This window comes from Clostridium isatidis (genome assembly GCF_002285495.1).
Classification (GTDB): domain Bacteria; phylum Bacillota; class Clostridia; order Clostridiales; family Clostridiaceae; genus Clostridium; species Clostridium isatidis.
In genome coordinates, this window is sequence record NZ_CP016786.1 from 518120 (window position 1) to 539240 (window position 21121).

17 protein-coding genes and 1 pseudogene are annotated in these 21121 nt (G+C 28.6%); 9 read left to right on the forward strand and 9 right to left on the reverse strand.

The window, feature by feature from the left end:
• Positions 1-1266: an ABC transporter permease family protein gene (locus BEN51_RS02510; RefSeq protein WP_119864526.1), complete on the forward strand. Its 1266-nt coding sequence runs from the start codon at positions 1-3 to the stop codon at positions 1264-1266.
• Between the two features lie 2 nt (positions 1267-1268).
• On the forward strand, positions 1269-1940 hold the full coding sequence (locus BEN51_RS02515) for an ABC transporter ATP-binding protein (protein ID WP_119864527.1): 672 nt from the start codon (positions 1269-1271) through the stop codon (positions 1938-1940).
• Positions 1941-1955: 15 nt separating this feature from the next.
• Here BEN51_RS02515 and BEN51_RS13980 read toward each other — a convergent pair.
• A pseudogene (locus BEN51_RS13980) lies at positions 1956-2272 on the reverse strand (radical SAM protein); the annotation flags it as partial.
• Between the two features lie 211 nt (positions 2273-2483).
• Positions 2484-2915, reverse strand: a complete 432-nt coding sequence (locus BEN51_RS02525; protein ID WP_119864528.1) for a hypothetical protein — start codon at positions 2913-2915, stop codon at positions 2484-2486.
• Positions 2916-3449: 534 nt separating this feature from the next.
• Between BEN51_RS02525 and BEN51_RS02530 the strand changes: the two genes are divergently transcribed.
• Positions 3450-11924, forward strand: coding sequence for a glycoside hydrolase family 94 protein (locus tag BEN51_RS02530; protein WP_119864529.1), 8475 nt, complete (start codon positions 3450-3452; stop codon positions 11922-11924).
• A 365-nt stretch (positions 11925-12289) separates the two neighbouring features.
• On the opposite strand, the gene BEN51_RS02535 is transcribed toward BEN51_RS02530, so the two are convergent.
• The gene (locus BEN51_RS02535) at positions 12290-12826 is read right to left on the reverse strand and encodes a flavin reductase family protein (protein WP_119864530.1); all 537 of its coding nucleotides are present in this window, start codon (positions 12824-12826) and stop codon (positions 12290-12292) included.
• A 125-nt stretch (positions 12827-12951) separates the two neighbouring features.
• Here BEN51_RS02535 and BEN51_RS02540 point away from each other — a divergent pair, with 125 nt between their 5' ends.
• Together BEN51_RS02540 and BEN51_RS02545 are read left to right on the forward strand one after the other, a co-directional pair.
• A complete protein-coding gene (locus tag BEN51_RS02540; protein WP_119864531.1) occupies positions 12952-13275 on the forward strand; it encodes a winged helix-turn-helix transcriptional regulator in 324 nt (107 codons plus the stop codon).
• 153 nt (positions 13276-13428) lie between these two features.
• A complete protein-coding gene (locus BEN51_RS02545; protein ID WP_119864532.1) occupies positions 13429-13803 on the forward strand; it encodes a cupin domain-containing protein in 375 nt (124 codons plus the stop codon).
• A gap of 261 nt (positions 13804-14064) precedes the next feature.
• On the opposite strand, the gene BEN51_RS02550 is transcribed toward BEN51_RS02545, so the two are convergent.
• The 5 genes from BEN51_RS02550 to BEN51_RS13780 all read right to left on the reverse strand — a co-directional run bounded on the left by BEN51_RS02550 (position 14065) and on the right by BEN51_RS13780 (position 16749).
• Complete coding sequence (locus tag BEN51_RS02550) at positions 14065-15855, reverse strand: methyl-accepting chemotaxis protein (RefSeq protein WP_119864533.1); 1791 nt, start codon at positions 15853-15855, stop codon at positions 14065-14067.
• 145 nt (positions 15856-16000) lie between these two features.
• Entirely contained in the window at positions 16001-16171 is a 171-nt protein-coding gene (locus BEN51_RS13770; protein ID WP_164704075.1) for a hypothetical protein, read from the reverse strand.
• Between the two features lie 20 nt (positions 16172-16191).
• On the reverse strand, positions 16192-16329 hold the full coding sequence (locus BEN51_RS13775; RefSeq protein WP_164704076.1) for a hypothetical protein: 138 nt from the start codon (positions 16327-16329) through the stop codon (positions 16192-16194).
• A gap of 11 nt (positions 16330-16340) precedes the next feature.
• Complete coding sequence (locus BEN51_RS02555) at positions 16341-16583, reverse strand: hypothetical protein (protein WP_119864534.1); 243 nt, start codon at positions 16581-16583, stop codon at positions 16341-16343.
• Between the two features lie 25 nt (positions 16584-16608).
• Positions 16609-16749 carry a hypothetical protein gene (locus BEN51_RS13780; RefSeq protein WP_164704077.1) on the reverse strand — a complete coding sequence of 47 codons (141 nt, stop codon included), beginning with the start codon at positions 16747-16749 and terminating at the stop codon, positions 16609-16611.
• Positions 16750-16925: 176 nt separating this feature from the next.
• Here BEN51_RS13780 and BEN51_RS02560 point away from each other — a divergent pair, with 176 nt between their 5' ends.
• The 4 genes from BEN51_RS02560 to BEN51_RS02575 all read left to right on the forward strand — a co-directional run bounded on the left by BEN51_RS02560 (position 16926) and on the right by BEN51_RS02575 (position 20732).
• Entirely contained in the window at positions 16926-17864 is a 939-nt protein-coding gene (locus tag BEN51_RS02560; RefSeq protein ID WP_119864535.1) for a type I phosphomannose isomerase catalytic subunit, read from the forward strand.
• Positions 17865-18111: 247 nt separating this feature from the next.
• Positions 18112-18474, forward strand: coding sequence for a four helix bundle protein (locus tag BEN51_RS02565; RefSeq protein WP_119864536.1), 363 nt, complete (start codon positions 18112-18114; stop codon positions 18472-18474).
• A 614-nt stretch (positions 18475-19088) separates the two neighbouring features.
• Complete coding sequence (gene celB, locus BEN51_RS02570; RefSeq protein ID WP_119864537.1) at positions 19089-20390, forward strand: PTS cellobiose transporter subunit IIC; 1302 nt, start codon at positions 19089-19091, stop codon at positions 20388-20390.
• A 21-nt stretch (positions 20391-20411) separates the two neighbouring features.
• The gene (locus BEN51_RS02575) at positions 20412-20732 is read left to right on the forward strand and encodes a PTS sugar transporter subunit IIB (protein ID WP_119864538.1); all 321 of its coding nucleotides are present in this window, start codon (positions 20412-20414) and stop codon (positions 20730-20732) included.
• Between the two features lie 48 nt (positions 20733-20780).
• Here the strand turns inward: BEN51_RS02575 and BEN51_RS02580 are convergent, their stop codons facing one another.
• Entirely contained in the window at positions 20781-21098 is a 318-nt protein-coding gene (locus BEN51_RS02580) for a PTS sugar transporter subunit IIA (RefSeq protein WP_335621844.1), read from the reverse strand.
• Between the last annotated feature and the right edge of the window lie 23 nt (positions 21099-21121).

Genomic DNA, 21121 nt, shown 5'->3' on the forward strand with positions numbered 1-21121 from the left:
ATGAGACTTAGATATGCTATAAACGGAATAAAGAGAAACTTAGTATTAACATTAATTCTTATAATTCAATTAGTTTTTGCTTTTTATGCTCTTTATAATACTGTTGATATTAAGCAAAAGGTGCATTCTGAATCATCAAAAATAGCAAATTATTTTAAAGGGAAAAAGGTATATAATTTATGGAATGATTTTTCAGATGTTATGTTTGATGAAGAGAAATTTCCAAGGATAAATGAAGGAAGTTTACAAAAAACCTTTGGGGTTTTAAGGGAATTCCCTCAAGTTACCTTTACTCACCAAGTACTTTTTCCTATTTCGATAGAAGTATTTGAAGATAATGAAAATTTTAAGTTTTATCCAACAGAGGGCAATTTTGAGGGAAGAACATTTTTTCAGGCTAAAAATATCGTCTTAAATCAAAATGCATTAAAGGAATTTGATGTTAAATTGAAGGATGGAAGGTTTTTTAATTCAAATGAAACTAAAAGAAATTATGGAAATAATAATGTATTGCCTATTATAGTAGGAGCTAATTATGAAAAATATTTTAAGGTTGGAGATGAAATTACATATATTAGGCCTGAGTTCGGATTAGCTAAGGCTAAGATAATAGGGATAATGGAAGAAAACCAGTATATGCCTGTTGATATGATGGCATTTGATTTTAAAAGATATGCGGATTTAAACAATTTTATATTAACTAGCTATTCTCAATTTCAAGATTATAGAATCATGTATGATACAATGTTTGGTTATAACTTTATTTTATTTGATGAAGATACTTCAAATGAAACAATTGAAGAAATAAATAATGAAATAAAAAATGCCTTTTATGATAATTTAGGTATAAGGGTAACTATTAAGGATTTAAATAGATATATAAAAGCAGAATTGGATACTTTTGAAAATCAAGATAAGATTGCAAGTGTCACATCTGTTACTATATTTGTGTTCATTTCATTAACCCTAATAATATCTACCTTAAATTCAATTTATAAAAGGAAGAAAGAATTTGGAATTCATATATTCAGTGGAGCAACTATAGGTGATTTGGCAATTACTATTTATTTAGAAGTATTACTTGTTCTATTATTTTCATTTGGTATATCTTTGTTAGTAATCTTTTATCAAAATAGCGGAATAAATATATTTAATATAAAAATATTATTTTTAAATCTTATAATAATTTCAGTAATAACAACTATTTTTCCAATTATAAAAATATTTAAATTGGAAATTAATGATATTATAAAGGGAGCAGATTAAGTATGGTTTTAATAAATTTGAAAAATATAAGCAAAAAATTTGGAGCTAAAGATACAGAAGTGACAGCATTAAGAGATGTTAGTATTGAAATAAATGAAGGAGAAATTATTGCCATTGTAGGTACATCAGGCTCAGGAAAATCTACATTGCTTAATATTATAGGAACATTGGATAGGCAAACAACAGGAGAGTATATATTAAAAAATAAAAATTTAGATGAATTAAATGAACACGATTTAGCTAAACTTAGAAATAAGTCTTTTGGTTTTGTAGTTCAGAATTTTGCTTTAATAAATGATTACACTGTATATGAAAATATAGAAATACCATTAGTATATGGAAAAGTAAAAAGTAGTGAGCGTAGAAAGATAATTAATCAAGTATTAACTAAGTTAGATATACAAGAGAAGATTAATAAGAAACCTACTGAATTATCAGGAGGACAATGTCAAAGAGTTGCTATAGCTAGGGCCATTGTTAATGATCCACAAATAATTCTAGCGGATGAACCTACAGGAGCATTAGACAAAAAAACTGGAGAGCAAGTAATGAAAATATTTAAAGCTCTAAATAAGGAAGGAAAAACTATAATTATTGTAACACATGATCCAAGAATCGCATCTCAATGTAATAGAATAATAAACATTGAAGATGGAATGATTAAAAAAGATTAAATAAAAAAGATTAAAGTTAGAAAGCAATCTTACAGCTACCCCTTTATTCTTAATTAAATTAATGATATCTTTTAGTTTATCATTAACAAATGCTTCACCCATCGAATTGATGAATACTAATTCTGCTTTACTACTTTCTATCATTTTTTTTAATTCTTTTAATGAACTATCCATATCATTAAAGGATTTTTGAGTATCTATTTTGTTTTTTGATCTTCCAATAGGGCAAAAAATACAGTCAAAGTTACAATATTTTTCTGGAAGTATGTTTACCTCTAAAACCCTTTTTCCGTCTTCGATATATATATATCTTTATAATTAAAAAAAGCCATTATTTTATCCTTCTTAAATTATTTTATTGTTACTATTAGAAATTAAAATTTTAAAAGATACAATTAGATTATTTTGGATCAGCCAATTTTTAATTGCGGAACCCTAGAAAACTTTTATATATTTTATTTTCATTAAAAATACAAGTGAGTTTTAGCATAATAAGAACACTAAATCAAGGGAAAATTTACATATTATTTATGAATTAATATATTATTTTAGTAATCTTTTTCTTGTAATATTATATCTAAAATATAATATTACAAGAGGTCCTATCATAGTCAAAAGAAAATAAACTAATGGTAACATGGTAAAACGAACAAGAGCAAATATAAATATTGAAGCTGTTAAATTGTATAACCATAAGGCAACTAAAGATTTTAGATTATCTTTAAAATCTTTATAGATACTAATAAAAAGTGGTATTACTAGAGAAGCAATAATCATTACAACAAAGCTTAAAAAAAGTATCATAATAAATTGTCCTAAATCTGCAAAAGCTTCCTTTGATGGAGGAAAAATTTTAGGAATAACAAAAAGCGAAATTATTGTTAGTATAATTATTATTACAAAAGAAATTAATGAAATTAAATTGTTTTTAACACAGTTCTTTTTACTATATTCAGTAAAACCCTTCTTAGCCATATCTAACACATCCCATAATTCATTTTATTTATTTAAAAGTTTTAACCATTGTCTAATATATAGTCTATAACAAAAGAAATTATAAACTTTCTGCCATATTTTTCAACCTCTATTTTAATATTAATGTATAACAGGCTAAAAGTACACTATATTCTTAATATTAAGTCTTAGATTTTCTGCTTGCAGAAAATCCTCCTCCAGTACCAATTGCTCCTACAATTAAGAAGTATATTATATAAAAAATAAAGAGAGACTATACGAAATAAGCATATAGCGAGTAGTTAGAAGTTCTTGGTGAAGAATTGACCTAGCTCTTAGAATTGTTCGTTCTGTTTGAGCGTAGCGAGTTAACGAAAATTCTTGACCTAGCTCTAATTCTGAACTTAGAACTTCTTACGCAGCTATTAGCTTTATATAGTATAGTCTTTTTATTTTTTTCCTATAATACTTCTTAATTACTTCTTAATGCCAAAAAAGGTTTAAAAGTTATAAAAATTGAGAATAATAACTTTAGGCAATAGGAAGGAGTACATTATGAAGAAGAATACGATAAACAATACAAGAAAAAATGTTTTAAAAGAGATAAATTATGCATTTAAAGGTATTGTTCATAATTACAAATACCTTAGTAAACTTCATAAGCAAGGGGAGGAGATAATACCTTCTGCAGAATGGATATTAGATAATATTTATCTTATAGAAAAAGAATATAAAACAATAAAATTTAATATGCCTATTGAATATTTTAATAATATCCCAATAGAGCTTATAAATGATGTTGAATATCCAAGAATTTATATATTAGCAAAAGAGTATGTTAATCAAAATAATAATAAAATAGATGAAAATGAAGCAATAAAATTTATTAATAAGTTAGAAGAAAATTTAACAATGGGAGAACTTTGGGCTTTCCCATTGATGGTAAGAGCTGTATTAATAATTAATCTTGCAAAAATAATTAAGGAAATTGCAATTCTCCAGCGAAAAAGAACTGGAGCCAAAGAGCTGGCTAATAAGGTTATAGATTATTACAACAAAGGAAAAATAGATGCTTTATTAAAAAAGCTTGAAGAAAAATATCCAATAGAAAATACAGAAAATATAGAAGTAAATATAGAAAACCAGTATATTGCTGAAGATGAAAGCTTATATGATAAAAAATTCTCTTCAGAGTTTATGGATAAATTCTTAAGTATATTGAGGGATAATTTTATAGATGATGAAAGAATATATAAATTTGCTTTAGATAGGCTTCAATTAAAAGATATTTCTCATCTAGATAATCAAGTCAAAAAAGATCAAATGCATGAAGTAAATGCAGCAACCGATATAGGCATAACAATTAATTCCTTAAGAAGCATGGATGCAGTAAACTGGAAGAGATTTTTTAATGAAACATCACAAGTTGAGAAAATTTTAGAAGAGGATATATCAAATGCATATAAATACATGGATTTTCAAACTAAAGATTATTATAGGCATCAGATAGAAAAAATTTCAAAGAAAACAAATATTAGAGAAGTAGATATTGCAAAAAGGGCTTTAGAACTTTCTAAAGAAAATGCAAATAATGATGAAGAATATAAAAAACATATAGGTTATTACATAGTTGATGATGGCCTAAAGGAACTTTTAAGGAGCTTTAATATAAATAAAAAGATAAATAAGACTATGTCCCAAGGATTATTCTTATCAGTAATCATCTTTGGAACAATATTATTAGATCTAGTAATACTATTATTTAGTTATCTCGTTCCTTTAGACTTTACAATTAGTCAGTACATATTTGCCTTTATTACGATGCTTGTTCCATGTAGTGAAGTGATAATATCCTTATTTTATTGGCTAGTACCAAAGATAATTCCAGTTTCTCATGTTCCAAAGCTTGATTATTTAAGGGGAATTCCCGAGGATGATAAAACGATAGTAGTGATACCTTCTATCTTTTCCTCCGCAAAAGAGGTAGAAAAGCTAGCAGAAAGGCTGGAAATATACTATTTAGGAAATAGAGATAAAAATATATATTTTGCTATACTTGGAGATTTAAAAGACAGTAAATATGAAGAAGAAGTTGTAGATATTGAAATTAACAATAAGGGCTTAGAATTAATAGAAAAATTAAATGATAAATACTGCGTGAATAAAGAAGATAAAATATTTTATTTCTTTAATAGAAAAAGACTTTATAATAAGTCCGAAAGAGCTTTTATTGGTTATGAAAGAAAAAGAGGAAAGATTGTGGAATTCATGGCTTTAATTAAAGGCTATGAAGACACGAGCTATAATGTAATCAGTAGTAATATAGATAATTTAAAGGATGTAAAGTATTTAATAACCCTAGATGCAGATACTTTTTTGCCTTTAGAAGTTGCTAAAAAGCTTATAGGGGCTATGAGTCATCCTTTAAATAAGCCTTATATAGAAAATTCTAAAGTAAAAAGAGGCTATTCAATAATGCAGCCTAAAGTTACTGTAGATTTAGAAGAAAAACATAAAACCTATTTTGCTAAAATCTTTGCTGGTGATTCAGGAATAGATGCTTATTCAACAGCTTCCTCTGATGTATATCAAGATATCTTTAAAGAAGGTATATTTACAGGAAAGGGAATTATAGAAATAGAAAGCTTCTATAATCTTTTAAAATATGAAATACCTGAAAATAAAGTATTATCCCATGACTTATTAGAGGGAGTCTTAACAAGATGTGCCTTAGTAACAGATGTTGAATTTATTGACAGTTATCCACTAAGTTATATGGCTAGTGCTCTTAGACTTCATAGATGGGTAAGAGGAGACTGGCAGATATTTAGATGGATCTTTTCAAAAAAGCTATCTTTAATATCAAAGTGGAAGATCATAGATAATCTAAGAAGAAGTTTATTGTCACCGGCTTTAATAATTGCATTATTAGCATCTTTGTCAATATTAAAGGGTGCAGTACAAATAGCTCTTCTTGTATTTTTAGTTTTAATATTACCTGTATTATTTACAATAACAGATTTTGTTGTAACGCCTAAAAATAAGTTGAATGGCGTTTTTAAGAGTTTAAAGCAAATAATTTTAATAGCAAGTTTTACTCCTTCTCAAGGATATTTAATGACCGATGCCATAATTAGAAGTATTTATAGGATGCTAATTTCTAAAAAGAAACTTTTAGAATGGAAGACAGCAGCGAGAGTCGAAAAGTCAGTAAAAAATACATACTCTTGGTACTATATGAAAATGGCAGCTAATCCAATATTAGCAGCAGTTTTATTTATCTTATGCTTTAACAATTCAAGAGAGCTTTTATTATTTATGCTTCCTTTAATAATACTTTGGCTGGCTGCACCAGCTTTAGCTTGTTATATATCAAAAGAAAAAGTATATATTAAGGAAAGGCTAGAAATAGAAGATGAAGAATTCTTAAGGGAAAATGCAAGAAGAATCTGGGCATACTATGAGGATTTTGTTAATGAAGAAAATAATTATTTAGCTCCAGACAATTATCAAGAAAAGCCTTATAAGGGTGTGGCATATAGAACTTCTCCAACCAATATAGGGATGGGCCTTATTTCAAATGTAGTTGCCTACGATTTTGGCTACATTTCTATGGGAGAATTAATATACAGGCTGGAAGTTATACTTGATAATATAAAGGATTTAGAAAAATATAAAGGACATTTATTAAACTGGTATGAAACAAAAACAAAAAAGCCTCTATGGCCAAGATATGTTTCAACAGTTGACAGTGGAAACCTTTTAGGATATCTATGGATAATTAAGGAAACAATAGATAAATTTAAAGATGTCCCAATAATAAGGGAAAGAGAAATAACAGCCCTTTTTGATAGTTACAATTTAATAAGAATAGATGATAAAAAAGAAATACAAAATAACATTTCCGATAATATCAATCTTAGAGAATATAAACAAATTCTAAAGGAAGAATTAGAAAGGATAAAGCCTATAGCTGAAGAAGGCAAGAAAGAATTTTATTGGACCAAAAAGTTAAAAAATGAATTAGAAAAGAAGCTGGATTTTTATGACTATATTTTTACCAATGTTGAAGAATTATTAGATGAAAGATTTAGCAGTTTTAAAGCACCTTCTTTAAATGAAATAATTGAAAATCTAGAAGAGATAAAGCTCTCTTTATCAGAAGAATTACAAATTTCATTAGATAAAGATTTAAATAAAATAATAGATTTTAAAGATAGAATTGATAATCTTTCTGAAGATATAGATAAAATGATTAAAGAAATGAAATTTGATTTTCTTTATGATAAGGACAGAGATTTATTTGCTATTGGCTATAATTTAGAAGAACAGTCATTAGGAAATTCTTATTATGATCTTATGGCATCTGAGGCTAGAATTGTTTCTCTTTTAGCTATAGCTAAGGGTGAAGTTCCTAGAAAGCATTGGTATAAGTTAAGCAGGAATATGACAAAGGCTTTTAACCAAAAGGCATTAGCTTCTTGGAGTGGTACAATGTTTGAGTATTTTATGCCATATCAAATATTAAAAAATTATAGAAATACAATTTGGGATTTAACTTATAAATCTGTTATAACTGCTCAAAAATACTATGGGGAAAATAAAAATGTCCCATGGGGAATATCTGAATCAGGTTATTATGATACAGATATAAATCAAAATTATCAATATAAGGCCTTTGGAGTACCAGGTATTGGCCTAAAGAGAGGTTTAGAAGAAAATCTTGTAATTTCTCCATATTCTACAATGATGGCCCTACCTTATGATGCTTTAGGAGCAATAGAAAACTTAAGAAAGCTTCATAATGAGGGGTATTATGGAAGATATGGTTTTATTGAAGCAATTGATTATAGTGAAGGTGAAAAGGGAGAAGAATTAATAGGAAAGGAAGTAAGGTCCTATATGGTTCACCATTTAGGAATGTCCTTACTTGCTTTAGATAATGTAATAAATGATGATATTTTAAAAGAAAGATTCCACAGCATCCCAGAGATAAAGGCAGTAGAAGTTCTTCTTAAAGAAAAGGTTCCAGAAAATATAACTTTCACAAGGGAAACAGGAACTTACAATAATGAAAAATTAAATATAGAAAAAGAAGATTTTATTCCTAGAATATTTAGAGGATATAATAGGGAAAATCCTGAAGTATTACTTTTATCAAATGGTTCCTATTCTATTATGATTAATAATTCAGGAAGTGGTTACTCCAAAAGAGATAACTTAACAGTTTATAGATGGAAGGGAGATAGTACTTCTGATGCTTCCGGAATGCTCTTTTATATTAAAGATTTAGATAATGATAAATATTGGAGCCCATCCTATGAGCCTTGTAAGGAAATAGGTAATGACTATTCTGTAGAATTTACAGTAGATAAGGCTAAATTTACAAGAAAAGATGAAGATATAGAGACAAATTATGAAGTATCTTTAGCTTCAGATGATGACGTAGAAATAAGAAAGATTAGCTTAAAAAATAATGGTGATGAAGAGAAAAATTTAGAACTAACAAGCTATTTAGAGGTAACTTTACGTACCTTTGAAGGAGATGTGGTTCATCCAGCTTTCTCAAACTTATTTATTAGTACAGATTATAATGAGGAACTTAAAGCTTTAATTGGAAATAGAAGAAAAAGAAGTGAAAATGAAAAAACTCATTATATATTCCATACTATAGAAGCTGAAGAAGATATCGATGAATTAACTTATGAAACATCAAGGCTTAACTTTATAGGAAGAAATAAAAGTTTAAAATCTCCAAAGGCAATGGAAGATAATAATGTTTTAGAAAATACAGTAGGCATAGTTTTAGATCCTATAATGAGTTTAAGATGCAAAATAAAATTAATGCCTAAGGAAGAAAAGAGTATTTACTATTTAACAGGAGTATCAGACGCTAAAGAGGAGCTGTTAAATTTAATTAGGAAATATAAAAATATATCAACTATTGAAAAGGCAGTTAATTGCTATAACTATAAGAATGTATTAGAACTAAAGCATATTGGAATAAGATCAGCTCAGGCCAATATTTATCAAAGTTTCGCCTCTCACATTCTATATTTAAACAGCAAACGTAAAAATAGAGAGGAGTATATTAAAAATATCAATAAAAGCCAGGAAGACTTATGGCCATATGGAATATCAGGAGATTTACCAATTATATTCCTAGAGATTTATAAGGAAAAAGATATAGACTTACTAAGACAAGTAATTAATATGCATTACTATTTTAAAATTAAGGGGCTTAAATGTGATTTAGTAGTATATAATCATGAGGAGTTATCTTATGAAGAACCATTACAAAAGAATATTGTATCAACAATAAATAATTCCTTAGAAAGAGATAATTTAAATAAAAATGGTGGAGTATTCCTTCATAATAAGGCAACAATGCCGATGGAAATAAGAGATTTTCTAATTGGTATATCAAATTTATATATTAATTCAAAAGATGGAAGCTTAGTAAAGCAATTAAAATCAGAAGATAATTATAAAATAGAAGAAGACCTATCTCACTTAGAAAGAATGAGAGATAACATAAGGAAATCTAATTACTATAGAAAGCTTGCCTTAGAGCAAGAAATAACTGATGTTACTGTTAAGAAGAAAGAAAATAATCATGGAAACAATAATTACTTAGAAGAAAATAATTTAAAATTAGATTTCTTTAATGGTTATGGAGGTTTTAATAGAGAAAATAACAGTTATGTAATTAAGCTTAAAAACTATGAAAGTACTCCAGCTCCATGGATAAATGTTATCTCTAATGATAAATTTGGCTTCCATATATCAGAAGTTGGTTCTTCCTATAACTGGTGTGAAAATAGCAGGGAGAATAAAATAACTCCTTGGTCAAATGATTGGGTAATAGATCCGGCAAGTGAAGCCCTTTATATAAGAGATAAAGACTTAGATGAAGCCTTTACAATAACTCCAATGCCAATTAGAGATAGCGGTGAATATATAATTGAACACGGCTTTGGTTATTCAAGCTTTAGTCATAGTGCTTATGATATAAAGGGAGAAATGATTGTTTTCTCACCTTTAAATGAAAAACTAAAGTTATGTAAGGTTAAATTAAAAAATCTAGCAGATAAAGATAGGGAGCTGTCAGTAACTTATTATGCTCAGCTTGTTTTAGGAGTTTATAATTATCAAAGCTCTAAATATATAACAACTGAAATAAGGGATAATTATATACTTGGAAGAAACCCATATAGCAAATATTTTGGTAAGTTAAAAGCTTACTTATCCATAAATGGCTTAAAAGATCAAAGTTTTACTGGAGATAGAAAAGCCTTTATAGGTATAGGAGGAGATATAGAATATCCAGTAGGAGTGTATGAAGATAAATTAAATAATAAGGCAGGAAGTATTTATGACCCTTGTTTATCTTCTAAGATTGACTTAAAGCTAAAAGCTAAGGATGAAATAGAATTTGTAGTAATCTTTGGTCAAGAAGAAGAAGATAGAGTAATAGAAGAAAAAATCGAAAAATATAGCAGCATAGAACAAGTTAAAGAAGAAATTCGAAAGGTGAAAGATTACTGGGCAAATTTCCTGGGAAATATACAAGTAAAGACACCAGATTTATCTATGGATTATATGCTTAATGGCTGGCTTTTATATCAAACTCTTGCTTGTAGATACCTGGCTAGAACAGCCTTCTATCAATCAGGAGGAGCTTATGGCTTTAGGGATCAGCTTCAAGATTCCTTAGCCTTAGGTATAGTTGATCCTAAAATAACAAGAGATCAAATAATAAGAAGTGCTTCAAGACAGTATGTAGAGGGAGATGTTCAGCACTGGTGGCACCCTATTATAAACTCAGGTATAAGAACAAAATTCTCAGATGACTTATTATGGATGCCTTATGTAACAGCACAATACATTAAAACAACAGGAGATTACAGTATTTTAGAGGAAAAGGCAAATTATCTTGAAGATGAACCTTTAAAAGCAGGAGAAGATGAAAGATATACAATAGTTCCTTCTTCAAATATAGAAGGTACTATTTATGAACATTGCCTAAAGGCCATAGATAAAGCTCTTAAATTTGGTCCTAATAATATCCCTCTTATGGGAAGTGGAGACTGGAATGATGGAATGAGTACAGTTGGTAATAAGGGATCAGGAGAAAGTGTATGGCTTGGCTGGTTCTTGTATTCAATCTTAGACAGCTTTAAGGAAATATGCGATTATAAGAAGGATAGAAACAAGGCTGAGGAATATGAAAAATTCCAAAAGTTTATTAAAGAAAATATAGAAGAAAATGCTTGGGATGGAAATTGGTATAGAAGAGCTTACTTTGATAATGGAGAGCCATTAGGTTCAAAGGAAAATCCTGAATGTAAAATAGATTCTATAGCTCAAAGCTGGTCTATAATATCAAAGGCTGCTAATCCAGAAAGACAAATAGAAGCCATGAATTCAGTAGATAAATACTTAGTGGATAAGGATAATGGCTTAATTAAGCTTTTGGCACCGCCTTTTGATAGTTCCCATTTAGAACCAGGATATATAAAGGGCTATGTTCCAGGAGTTAGGGAAAATGGAGGTCAATATACCCATGCTGCAATTTGGGTAATTCTAGCCTTAACAAAACTAGGTCTTGGAGATAAGGCAGTAAATTACTATAATATGATAAATCCAATTAATCATTCTAGAAGCGAAAGAGATGCAAGACGCTATAAGTTAGAGCCTTATGTTATAGCTGCAGATGTATATGTTAAAGAACCTCACGGCGGAAGAGGAGGCTGGAGCTGGTATACAGGTTCCTCTGGCTGGATGTACAGCGTAGGTATAAAGAACATTTTAGGCTTAAAAACAATAGGCGGAAAATACTATAAAATAGAACCTTGTATCCCAAGGGACTGGAAGGAATATGAGATAAAGATAAAGAATGATAAAGAAGAATATAATATCAAGGTAGTACGAGGGGAAAATAAGGGCACAAGAATAAATGGAAAATTAGCAAAAGATAGCTTAATTCCTAAGAATAAAGGAAAGCTTGAAGTGGAAATAACTATTTAGTGTGGAGTTAGGAGTGTGGAGTGAGATTCAGTTAGGAGTTAGGAGTTTGGAGTTGAGTTGGAAGTTTGGGGAAATGTTTAGTTTCGAGTGATTACATTTAAAAATTAAAAGGTTAAAATTAATGGTGTTCATTAATTTTAACCTTTATTTTTTCTAAATATCCTTTTTTAATAGAAATATATTTAAAAATAAAATAGATTCCCCAATATAGTATAATTGTAGTTATTAAAATTATTAATTTATGAATTTTAGAAAAAGTCATAATGCCCATAATAATAAACATTAAACTTGATAAAAAAATATTACTGGAAATCAAAATTTCCAGTAATATTTAATAAATAATATAAAATTAAATTTTATCTTTATTACTCTATAATATATGCACTTACAATTTCGCCGTAATATGCTGTATGGTAGTCTTTATTTGCTCCATGGAATGAACCCTCTACATCTTGTGGGTAAAATCTTGCTTTATTTTCTTCTGTAATTTCATTTTCATCTTGCTTTTGTTTATAAATAACCTTACATTCAAGAGTAAGTGGAAGTTCTTTGATAGCTGGAACAGATATTTTATTTGCTTCTTCTAAGTTTAAGTTTAGTTCTTTAATTTTATCTATGTCGTGACCAGATTTTGTTCCACAAACTCCAATAATCTTTTTATCATATTCTCCATATGGAATATTAATTGTAAACTCTGGATTCTTATCTAGTTGTTTCTTGGTAAATCTATTTTCTCTTACAAACACTGTGAATATAGGTTTTCCCCATTCTATTCCTAGAGTTCCCCAAGAGATTACCATAGAATTTACTTTCTCATCAGTTTTTGTTGTTAGTAAAACACCTTTTTGCAATGCTTCAAGAATTTCTTTTGCATAATCAAATACTTCGATTTCTTTTTTCATTAATATGACCTCCTTGTTATGAGTATATTCTAATGATAGAATACAATATATAAAAAAGAAAGTACGAACTTTTTTGTAGGATACTATATAAAATGTTGGATACTATCCAAAAGGAGAGTAATGATATGTCAAATGAACCAGTAGTAAATTCTAAACCTTTTGAATATGCTCTATCTTTAATTGGTGGTAAGTGGAAGCTGCATATCCTTTTTTGGTTATGGAAACGTGAAGTGATGAGATATGGTGAATTAAAAAAAGTATTAGATGGTATTACCCATAAAATGCTTAGTAATCAGTTAAAAGAACTTCAATCTGATAATTTAATTGTAAGGCATGAATATCCACAAATCCCTCCAAAGGTTGAATATTACTTATCAGAAAGGGGAAAGACCTTAATGCCTATATTACAAAATCTTTGTCTGTGGGGAATGGAGCATATGAATGATTAAAATAAAAGTAATTTAGAAAGGAGCTATTGATAAGGGCTTTTATTCCCTTAAATTAATAGCTTCTTATTTTTTATTAAAAGATATTATATTGAATAAATATTAATTAATTATCAAATAATAAAACAAGAAATCATAGTAGGAGGAGGCCATATTTTGGATATTAATATAAATCTTTTAGAAACTTCCATAGAACAGTACAATGAAATGGTGGTTCCTAAAATTCCTGTATTTAAGGGCCAAGATTTAGAATGTAATGTTCTTTTCTTTAATCCTGGACAATATACAAAAACTCAAAAGCTTAATAATGATGAAAAAATAATTATTGTATTAAAGGGAAATGGTAGAATAAAAATAGAGGAGGAAGAGTTTGATATTAGTTCAGGTAGTACTGTATATATAAAGAAAGATCAAAATCACCAAATAACTAATGGAAAAAGATCAAGAATGACAATTGCAGAAATTAATAAACTAAATCCGGAAATAACTTATATGCAGAATACTATGAAAAAGGTTGATATGGAAAGTTAGTAGGATAGAAATAAATACCTTGCAATTTATAATTCATATTATATAATTTTTTAGTTGAAAGATTAATTAATAATATTCTATAAAAATAAGATATAAGAATTAAAAGAAAAAAGGAGCTTTTCACAAGTGATGAAAAGTTCCTTTTTATAAATCAATGTTAGACTTGTCCAAATTAGTATATTTATTAACTATTATTGTTATATTTTTACTAGTTAATTGTTGATTATTGTATGGCAATTGTTAATACTTATTTGTTAACTGTTATAGCTTGAATTTTGAAAGAGTTTGTTTAATTTCTTCTGTTAATTGACATTGAGCTTCAACAGCGCTAACTATTTCTTTTACTACCATATCAGTATCATTAATTGATTCTTTAACTAAGTTAACATTTGTAGAAGTTTCTTGAGTCATATTAGCAACAGTTTGTATTGCATCAGTTAATTGTGTTATTGTTGCAGAAACTTCTTCAGACATAGCTGCTATATTTTCACTCATTTCCTTAACAAATATTCCGTCTTCTTCATAACTGTCGGCAACTGACATAAAATTATTAAATTCATCTATTATATCTTTATCCATAAATTCCAATAATTTATTGCTGTTTTCAGAAAGGTTTTTAAAGGCTTCTCTAACTTCATTTATTGTTTCTTGAACCTCATGAACGGAATTCTTAGATTCTTCAGCTAATTTTCTAACTTCTTCAGCAACTACAGCAAAGCCCTTACCATGTTCTCCTGCACGAGCTGCTTCGATAGCTGCGTTTAAAGCTAATAGGTTTGTTTGTTCTGCAATTGATTCAATAGTATCTGCCATATTTGCAATTTCATTTACAACATTTCCTTTTTCGATTGCAGTCTTAATATCAGCTTCAACATCTTTATATGTATTTCTTGTAGTATTGATAGCTGAATTGGTATTTTCTTTAGTTTCAGTTGCTTTTTCTTGAATTTTTTCAGAGTTTTGATGACCTTCAGTTGCTTTTTCAGATAAAACTATCATGCTAGAACTTACCTCTTGAATTGAAGCAGATAATTCTTCTGTTACTGCACTAGTTTCTTGAGCACCAGTATTAATTCCTTCTGTTGATTTATTTATTGTATCAAATTGATAAGTAACTTCTCCTATACAAGCAGATAATTCTTCACTTGAACTGTTAATTGTATTAATTCCGTCAATAGCAGTAGCTAAAATAGATCTTAAGTTATTTTGAGCTGAATTTAATGAATCACATATAAGTTTAAACTCATCTTTAGATTTTAAAATCATATCTGTAGATAAATCGTAATTAGAGATTCTTTGTGCAAAAGCTACAACTGATTTTAAAGGTTTTATTATTCTTGAAACTAAATAGATGGCTAATAATATAGTGATTATTATAGAAACTATGTCTATTACAACTATCATATTTGATAAATTTTGAGATTCAGCCCTATTATTGGCAACGGTTTCTTCTGCATCAAGTTCATTTGCAACCATTATATCACTTAAATATCCATCAGCTGTTTTATAAGTTGTATCTAATTCAGCTGAAAGAGAAAGTGCCTCATCAATTTTATTTTGGGATGCCAATTCTGCAACTTTTAAAGCAAGTTCATCTAAGGATTTAATTAATTTTGCTGCTTCATCATATTTTGTTGTATCTTTTCCAACAAGAGCAGTATTTCTATATAAATTTATTAATTCTTCATTTTTCTTTATATTATCTTTTATATTATTAGTCATTACATATTTTTCAGCACTGCTTGTAGATGAAATTACTAATTTACTAGCAAGATAATTATAATTTGTATTGGCACTTAATTTTGATATGTAATTTATTGACTTAGTGTTAATATTATAAAGATCATCATTTGCTTTACTTAGCATATAGGAATTATAAAAGTTGATACCAGAAATTCCTGCTATTACTAAGATCAATAAAGCAAAAGAAATCACTAATTTGGTTGTAATTGAATCTTTAACACTAATAGAATTTTTAGGTATGTTCTTAAGATCATCAAATTTTGATTTTTTGTTTTTTAAAGCTTTTTTTGATGTAAAGAAGTTTTTCATAATATCTCCCCCGCAATATAATATACGATTTAATTATATCAAAATTATAATTAAAAAACAAAAAGATAATCGCTAATATTTTCCTAATTTATAGAAGAAATTAGCAATTATCTTTTTAATAAAAAATAATTTGTATTTTTAATGCTTATTTTTTTTGATTTTCTTTTGATTCTCTTTCAATTTTTAATTTTTTAGTAAAGTCATCACTACGTTTTTGATCTTGAATAGTGTTTGCAATAGAATAAGTATCTTTAGGAACTTGATTATTTAAATTTCCCTCTTCTTTTATTGATGATAAAGTACCTTTTTTAGTCATAGTAATTCTCCTTTATATATTTATTTTTTTATATAATCTTTTAGATAGCTTGGCAACATAGTAGAACTTAAATAATCTCTATATAGGACAAAGTCGGTTTTTAAATCGTCTACATTGGTTTTAACCTTATCCCCAAAAACTCCTTTTTTTCTTAACATATTACTCCTCCTTACCAATCATCCTTATAGGAATCTTCCAAATCATCAAATTGAGCTTCGTATATAGGGTCATAAATATAATCAAATTCTGAGTAAGAAATATTATTAACCACAATATCATCAGTCACTGGGCTTGGTAGTATGGTGCCTGTACTTTTATCTTTACCAAAACTTCTTAAAGCATTTTTCTTTGGCCTATAACCAGTTCTTATTTTTGGTGCATAAATACTTTTGCTTTTTGAATTTTTAGCCATAGATATCCCTCCCTCAGTTATGTTATTACCATTCATCTTCATGCTCTAAGTAAGGACTTACAGGTTCATCATCATATTTTGTTTTATTATTTAATGTGTTTTTATCATTAGCTTTACTTTCTTCATAATTTACTAAAGGATATTTCTTTTTTGAATTTTTAGACATAAAAATCCCTCCTTATAAATTTATTATCTCAAGGAAAGGAGATTTTAATTCATGTAGAATCTTCTAAAAAATAAAATATACTTAATATTTAAAAATTTATATTTAAAGATTAGGCTTTACATAAATAGAAAATTAGATTATAAATTAAAATAGTAGTATTTATAAGGAGGAACACTATGTATCCAATAAAATTTGAAAATTTATATTATGAAAAAATCTGGGGGGGAAGGGACTTTGAAAAGTTTAGAGATAACCTTCCAGAAGGAGAAATAGGTGAATCTTGGGATATAGCCTTCCATAATAATGGAACAGGAATAGTTGCAAATGGAGAACTAAAAGGTCTAAGCTTTGGAGAGATAATAGAAAAGTATGGACATAAATTAGTTGGTACAAAAGTTAGTATAGAAAAGTTCCCTTTACTTATTAAATTAATTAATTCAAGGGAGAAATTATCTGTACAAGTTCATCCAAATGATAAATATGCAAAAGAAGTTGAAAATGATTTTGGTAAAACAGAAGCTTGGTATGTAGTAGATGCAAAGCCGGGTTCATACCTAATTGTAGGAACTAAAAACTGCACTAAGGAAGAATTTGAAAAGGCAATTAAGGAAAATAAGGTTGAAGATTATTTAAATAAGATTAATGTTAAAAAGGGAGATTGCTTCTTAATTAAAAGCGGAACAGTTCATGCAATTTGTGAAGGTCTTATAATAGCAGAAATTCAGCAAAACAGTGATTTAACTTATAGAGTTTATGATTATGGCAGACCAAGAGAAATTCATGTAGAAAAGGCCTTAGATGTTATAGACTTTGACTTAGTTCCAGAAAATTTAAGTGATAAAGAGCTTGTAGAATATGATGGATATAAGATGAGTGAACTTACTAGAAATGAATATTTCTCAATGGATAAAATAGTTGTAGACAAGGAATACAAAGATAAGTCAAACTTAGAACACTTTGATATTTATACTTGCGTAGATGGAGCAGGTTTAATAGAAGGAGAAGGCTTCAAGGAAGAAATAAAGATGGGAGACAGCTATTTAATTCCTGCCAGCCTTGGAGATTATGTGATTAAAGGAAAATTAACTTTAATAAAGAGTGCACCAACAGCGTAGTTCAGTTAGTAGTTAGTAGTGTGGAGTTAGGAGTTAGGAGTGAAACTCAGTTAGGAGTTAGTAGTTAGGAGTGTGGAGTTAGTAATTCAGTTAGGAGTTTTAACGGTTAGTAGTGTGCAGTTTGGAGTTTTTGGGTAGGGAAATTGTGGACAATGAGATATTTTATATTTTAAATAAATAGCAGGAATGAAACCTCCAGATTTTGTTAATTATTTAGTTATATAAATAATTAACGGGAGGTTTTTTTATGTCAGAAAGTATAATAGCTAAGAAGTCTTTTGATTTTGCTGTTGATATTGTTAATTTGTATAGGGAGTTAGTTAAAACTAAAAAGGAATTTGTTTTATCTAAGCAATTATTACGAGCTGCTACTAGTATTGGGGCAAATGTTTCAGAAGCTTTGAAAGGACAATCAAAAAGGGACTTTCTAGCTAAAATGTATATTGCTTTAAAGGAAGCATATGAAACAGAATATTGGATTAGATTATTAACAAAAACTAATTATTTAGATAAAAAAGCAGGAGAAAGTTTATTAAGTAAATGCAAAGAAATATGCAAAATATTAAATTCAATAACAAAAACAGTAAGAAATAGTACAACTATCAGTTAGGAGTGAAACTCAGTTAGTAGTTAGTAGTTAGGAGTTCAGTTAGGAGTTAGTAGTGTGCAGTTAGTAGTGTGGGGTTGGGTTAATAGTTATCTTGTATAAGGGGATGCTTGCACATCCTAGCAAGTTCTGAATTAGAATATTTTTGGATAAATTTGATTTTTATTTATAAGTATTACTGGAAATTTTGATTTTCAGTAATATTTTTTTGTTATGAATAAATACTATTTTTATGATAGTTTTATAATTAGCTTGTCCACCCTAGCAACTCCACACTCCACACTGCTAACTCCCCGCTCCACACTTCACACTCCAAACTCAGCACTCCACCCTGCTAACTCTACACTGATTTTACTCCGCACTTCACACTCCAAACTCAGCACTCACCACTCCCCACTCAAAACTGATTCTTACTCCCCGCTGCTAACTGAATTTCACTCAGCACTCCAAACTGGATCTTACTCCAAACTATTCATGCTTCATCACATTATGTTTACTTATATTGTAAAAAGTATATATAAAAATATATACTTTTACTTTACAAAGGATATATTTTTGTATATAATAACAACTGTAATAGATTTCATAAATTATAAAAAGGTTGGGAGATGAGAATTATGTCAAAGCTAAATAATCTTATTGAAAATCGCTTGCTTCCAGTAGCAGGGAAACTTGGGACAAGCCGTATTTTAACAGTATTACGTGATGCTTTTATGCTTGCTTTCCCTATAACAGTTGTTGGTTCTCTTGCACTTGTTATTATGAATATTCCTTATTTGGATAAAGTTATAGGTGAAGAAGCATTAACTGCATTAAAAAATGTATTAGGTATACTTCCATCAGCAACAATGAGTATAACTACTTTGTTTGTAGTTATGGCTATTGGTTATTACTATGCTAAGAGTTATGATGTTGATCCAATTTTTCCAGCAGTAATATCAATTGTATCTTTTTTAATTTTGACACCTTTAACAGTTACGACTGAGGCTGGAGAACTAGTAAATGATATTATTCCTATAGCAAGATTAGGAGCAAAAGGAATGTTTGTTGGTATATTTGCATCCTTTTTAGTAACTAGATTATATATTTTAATTCTTAGTAAAGATTGGACAATTAAGATGCCAGAAGGGGTTCCGCCAACTGTGGCAAAATCTTTTGCTTCTTTAATACCAACAGTAATTGTTCTATTATCAGTTGTTATAGTAAGAACGATATTTACTTTTACACCTTGGGGTAATATACACGATTTTATATATGAAATTATTCAAATGCCATTAACTTCCTTAGGAAGCGGATTAGTAGCAACCTTAGCAGCAATTTTCTCAGTACAAATATTATGGTTCTTTGGATTACATGGACAAATTATTGTAAATTCGGTTCTAGATCCAATTTGGAATACCTTATCCCTTGATAATTATGAAGCCTTTAAGGCAAATGTAGAACTTCCAAATATCATTACAAAGCAATTTATGGAAACCTTCACCGTTGGTATTGGTGGGAGCGGAATGACCCTTGCAGTTATAGTAGGTATATTTGTAATTGCTAAGAGTAAACAGTTAAGACAAATCGCTAAATTATCAGCACCATCAGGTATATTTAATGTTAATGAACCAGTTATTTTTGGTTTACCAATAGTTATGAACCCAACAATACTTATTCCTTGGGTATTAGCACCAATGGCAGCAGTAACAGTGGCATATTTTGCAATGAAGTTAGGGTTAGTTCCTTTAACAACAGGGGTAACAGTACCATGGACAGTTCCTATATTTTTTAGTGGGATATTAGCAACTAACTCAATTAGGGGTGGTATTTTACAGTTAGTTATTTTAGCAATAGTATTAGCCATTTGGGCACCGTTTATTAAAGTTATGGATACTCAGGCCTTAAAGTTGGAAGAAGAATTAGAAGAAAATAAATAGCAGAGTTAAATGGAGGAAAATATGAAGAATATATTACTTGTTTGTTCAGCAGGAATGTCAACAAGCCTATTAGTTAGTAAAATGCAAAGGGCAGCCAAGGAAAATAGTCTTGATTGTAACATATGGGCAGTATCTCAAAGTGAAGCAGAAGCTAATTGGGAAAAGGCGGATATTTTATTATTAGGCCCACAAGTGAGATTCCTTCAATCTAAGATGAAAACTATGGTAAATGGAAAAATTCCAATAGCAGTTATAGATGTGCTTACCTATGGAAGGGTAGATGGACAAGCTGTCTTAAATCAGGCTATTAAGATAATAGATGAATTTCAAAATACTAAATAATTATAAAAAAGAGCCTTCAAATCTCAAAGGCTCTTTTTTTATATAATATTATTTTGAATGTTTTTTATACATAAAAATTAGCTCTTCAACTAATAGTTTTAAGCTTTCAGTTGTCATCAATTGATCTTCTGCATGCATTAAAATCAATGAGAAGGGAAGCTGTTCTCCATCTGCCTCTTTTTGAATTAAAGAAAAGTGACTGTGATGACCTTCAGATAAAAATTTATTGGCTTCTTTTATTTTGTCGTCTGCAGCTTCAAAATTATCATTTCTTGCAAGCTCTAAAGCCTCCATTAACAAGGATTTTGCTTCTCCCACATTACTAATTAACTTAAAGGCTATAGCTTCCATATTGATATTATTCATAAAAAACCTCCCGCATCCTTTAA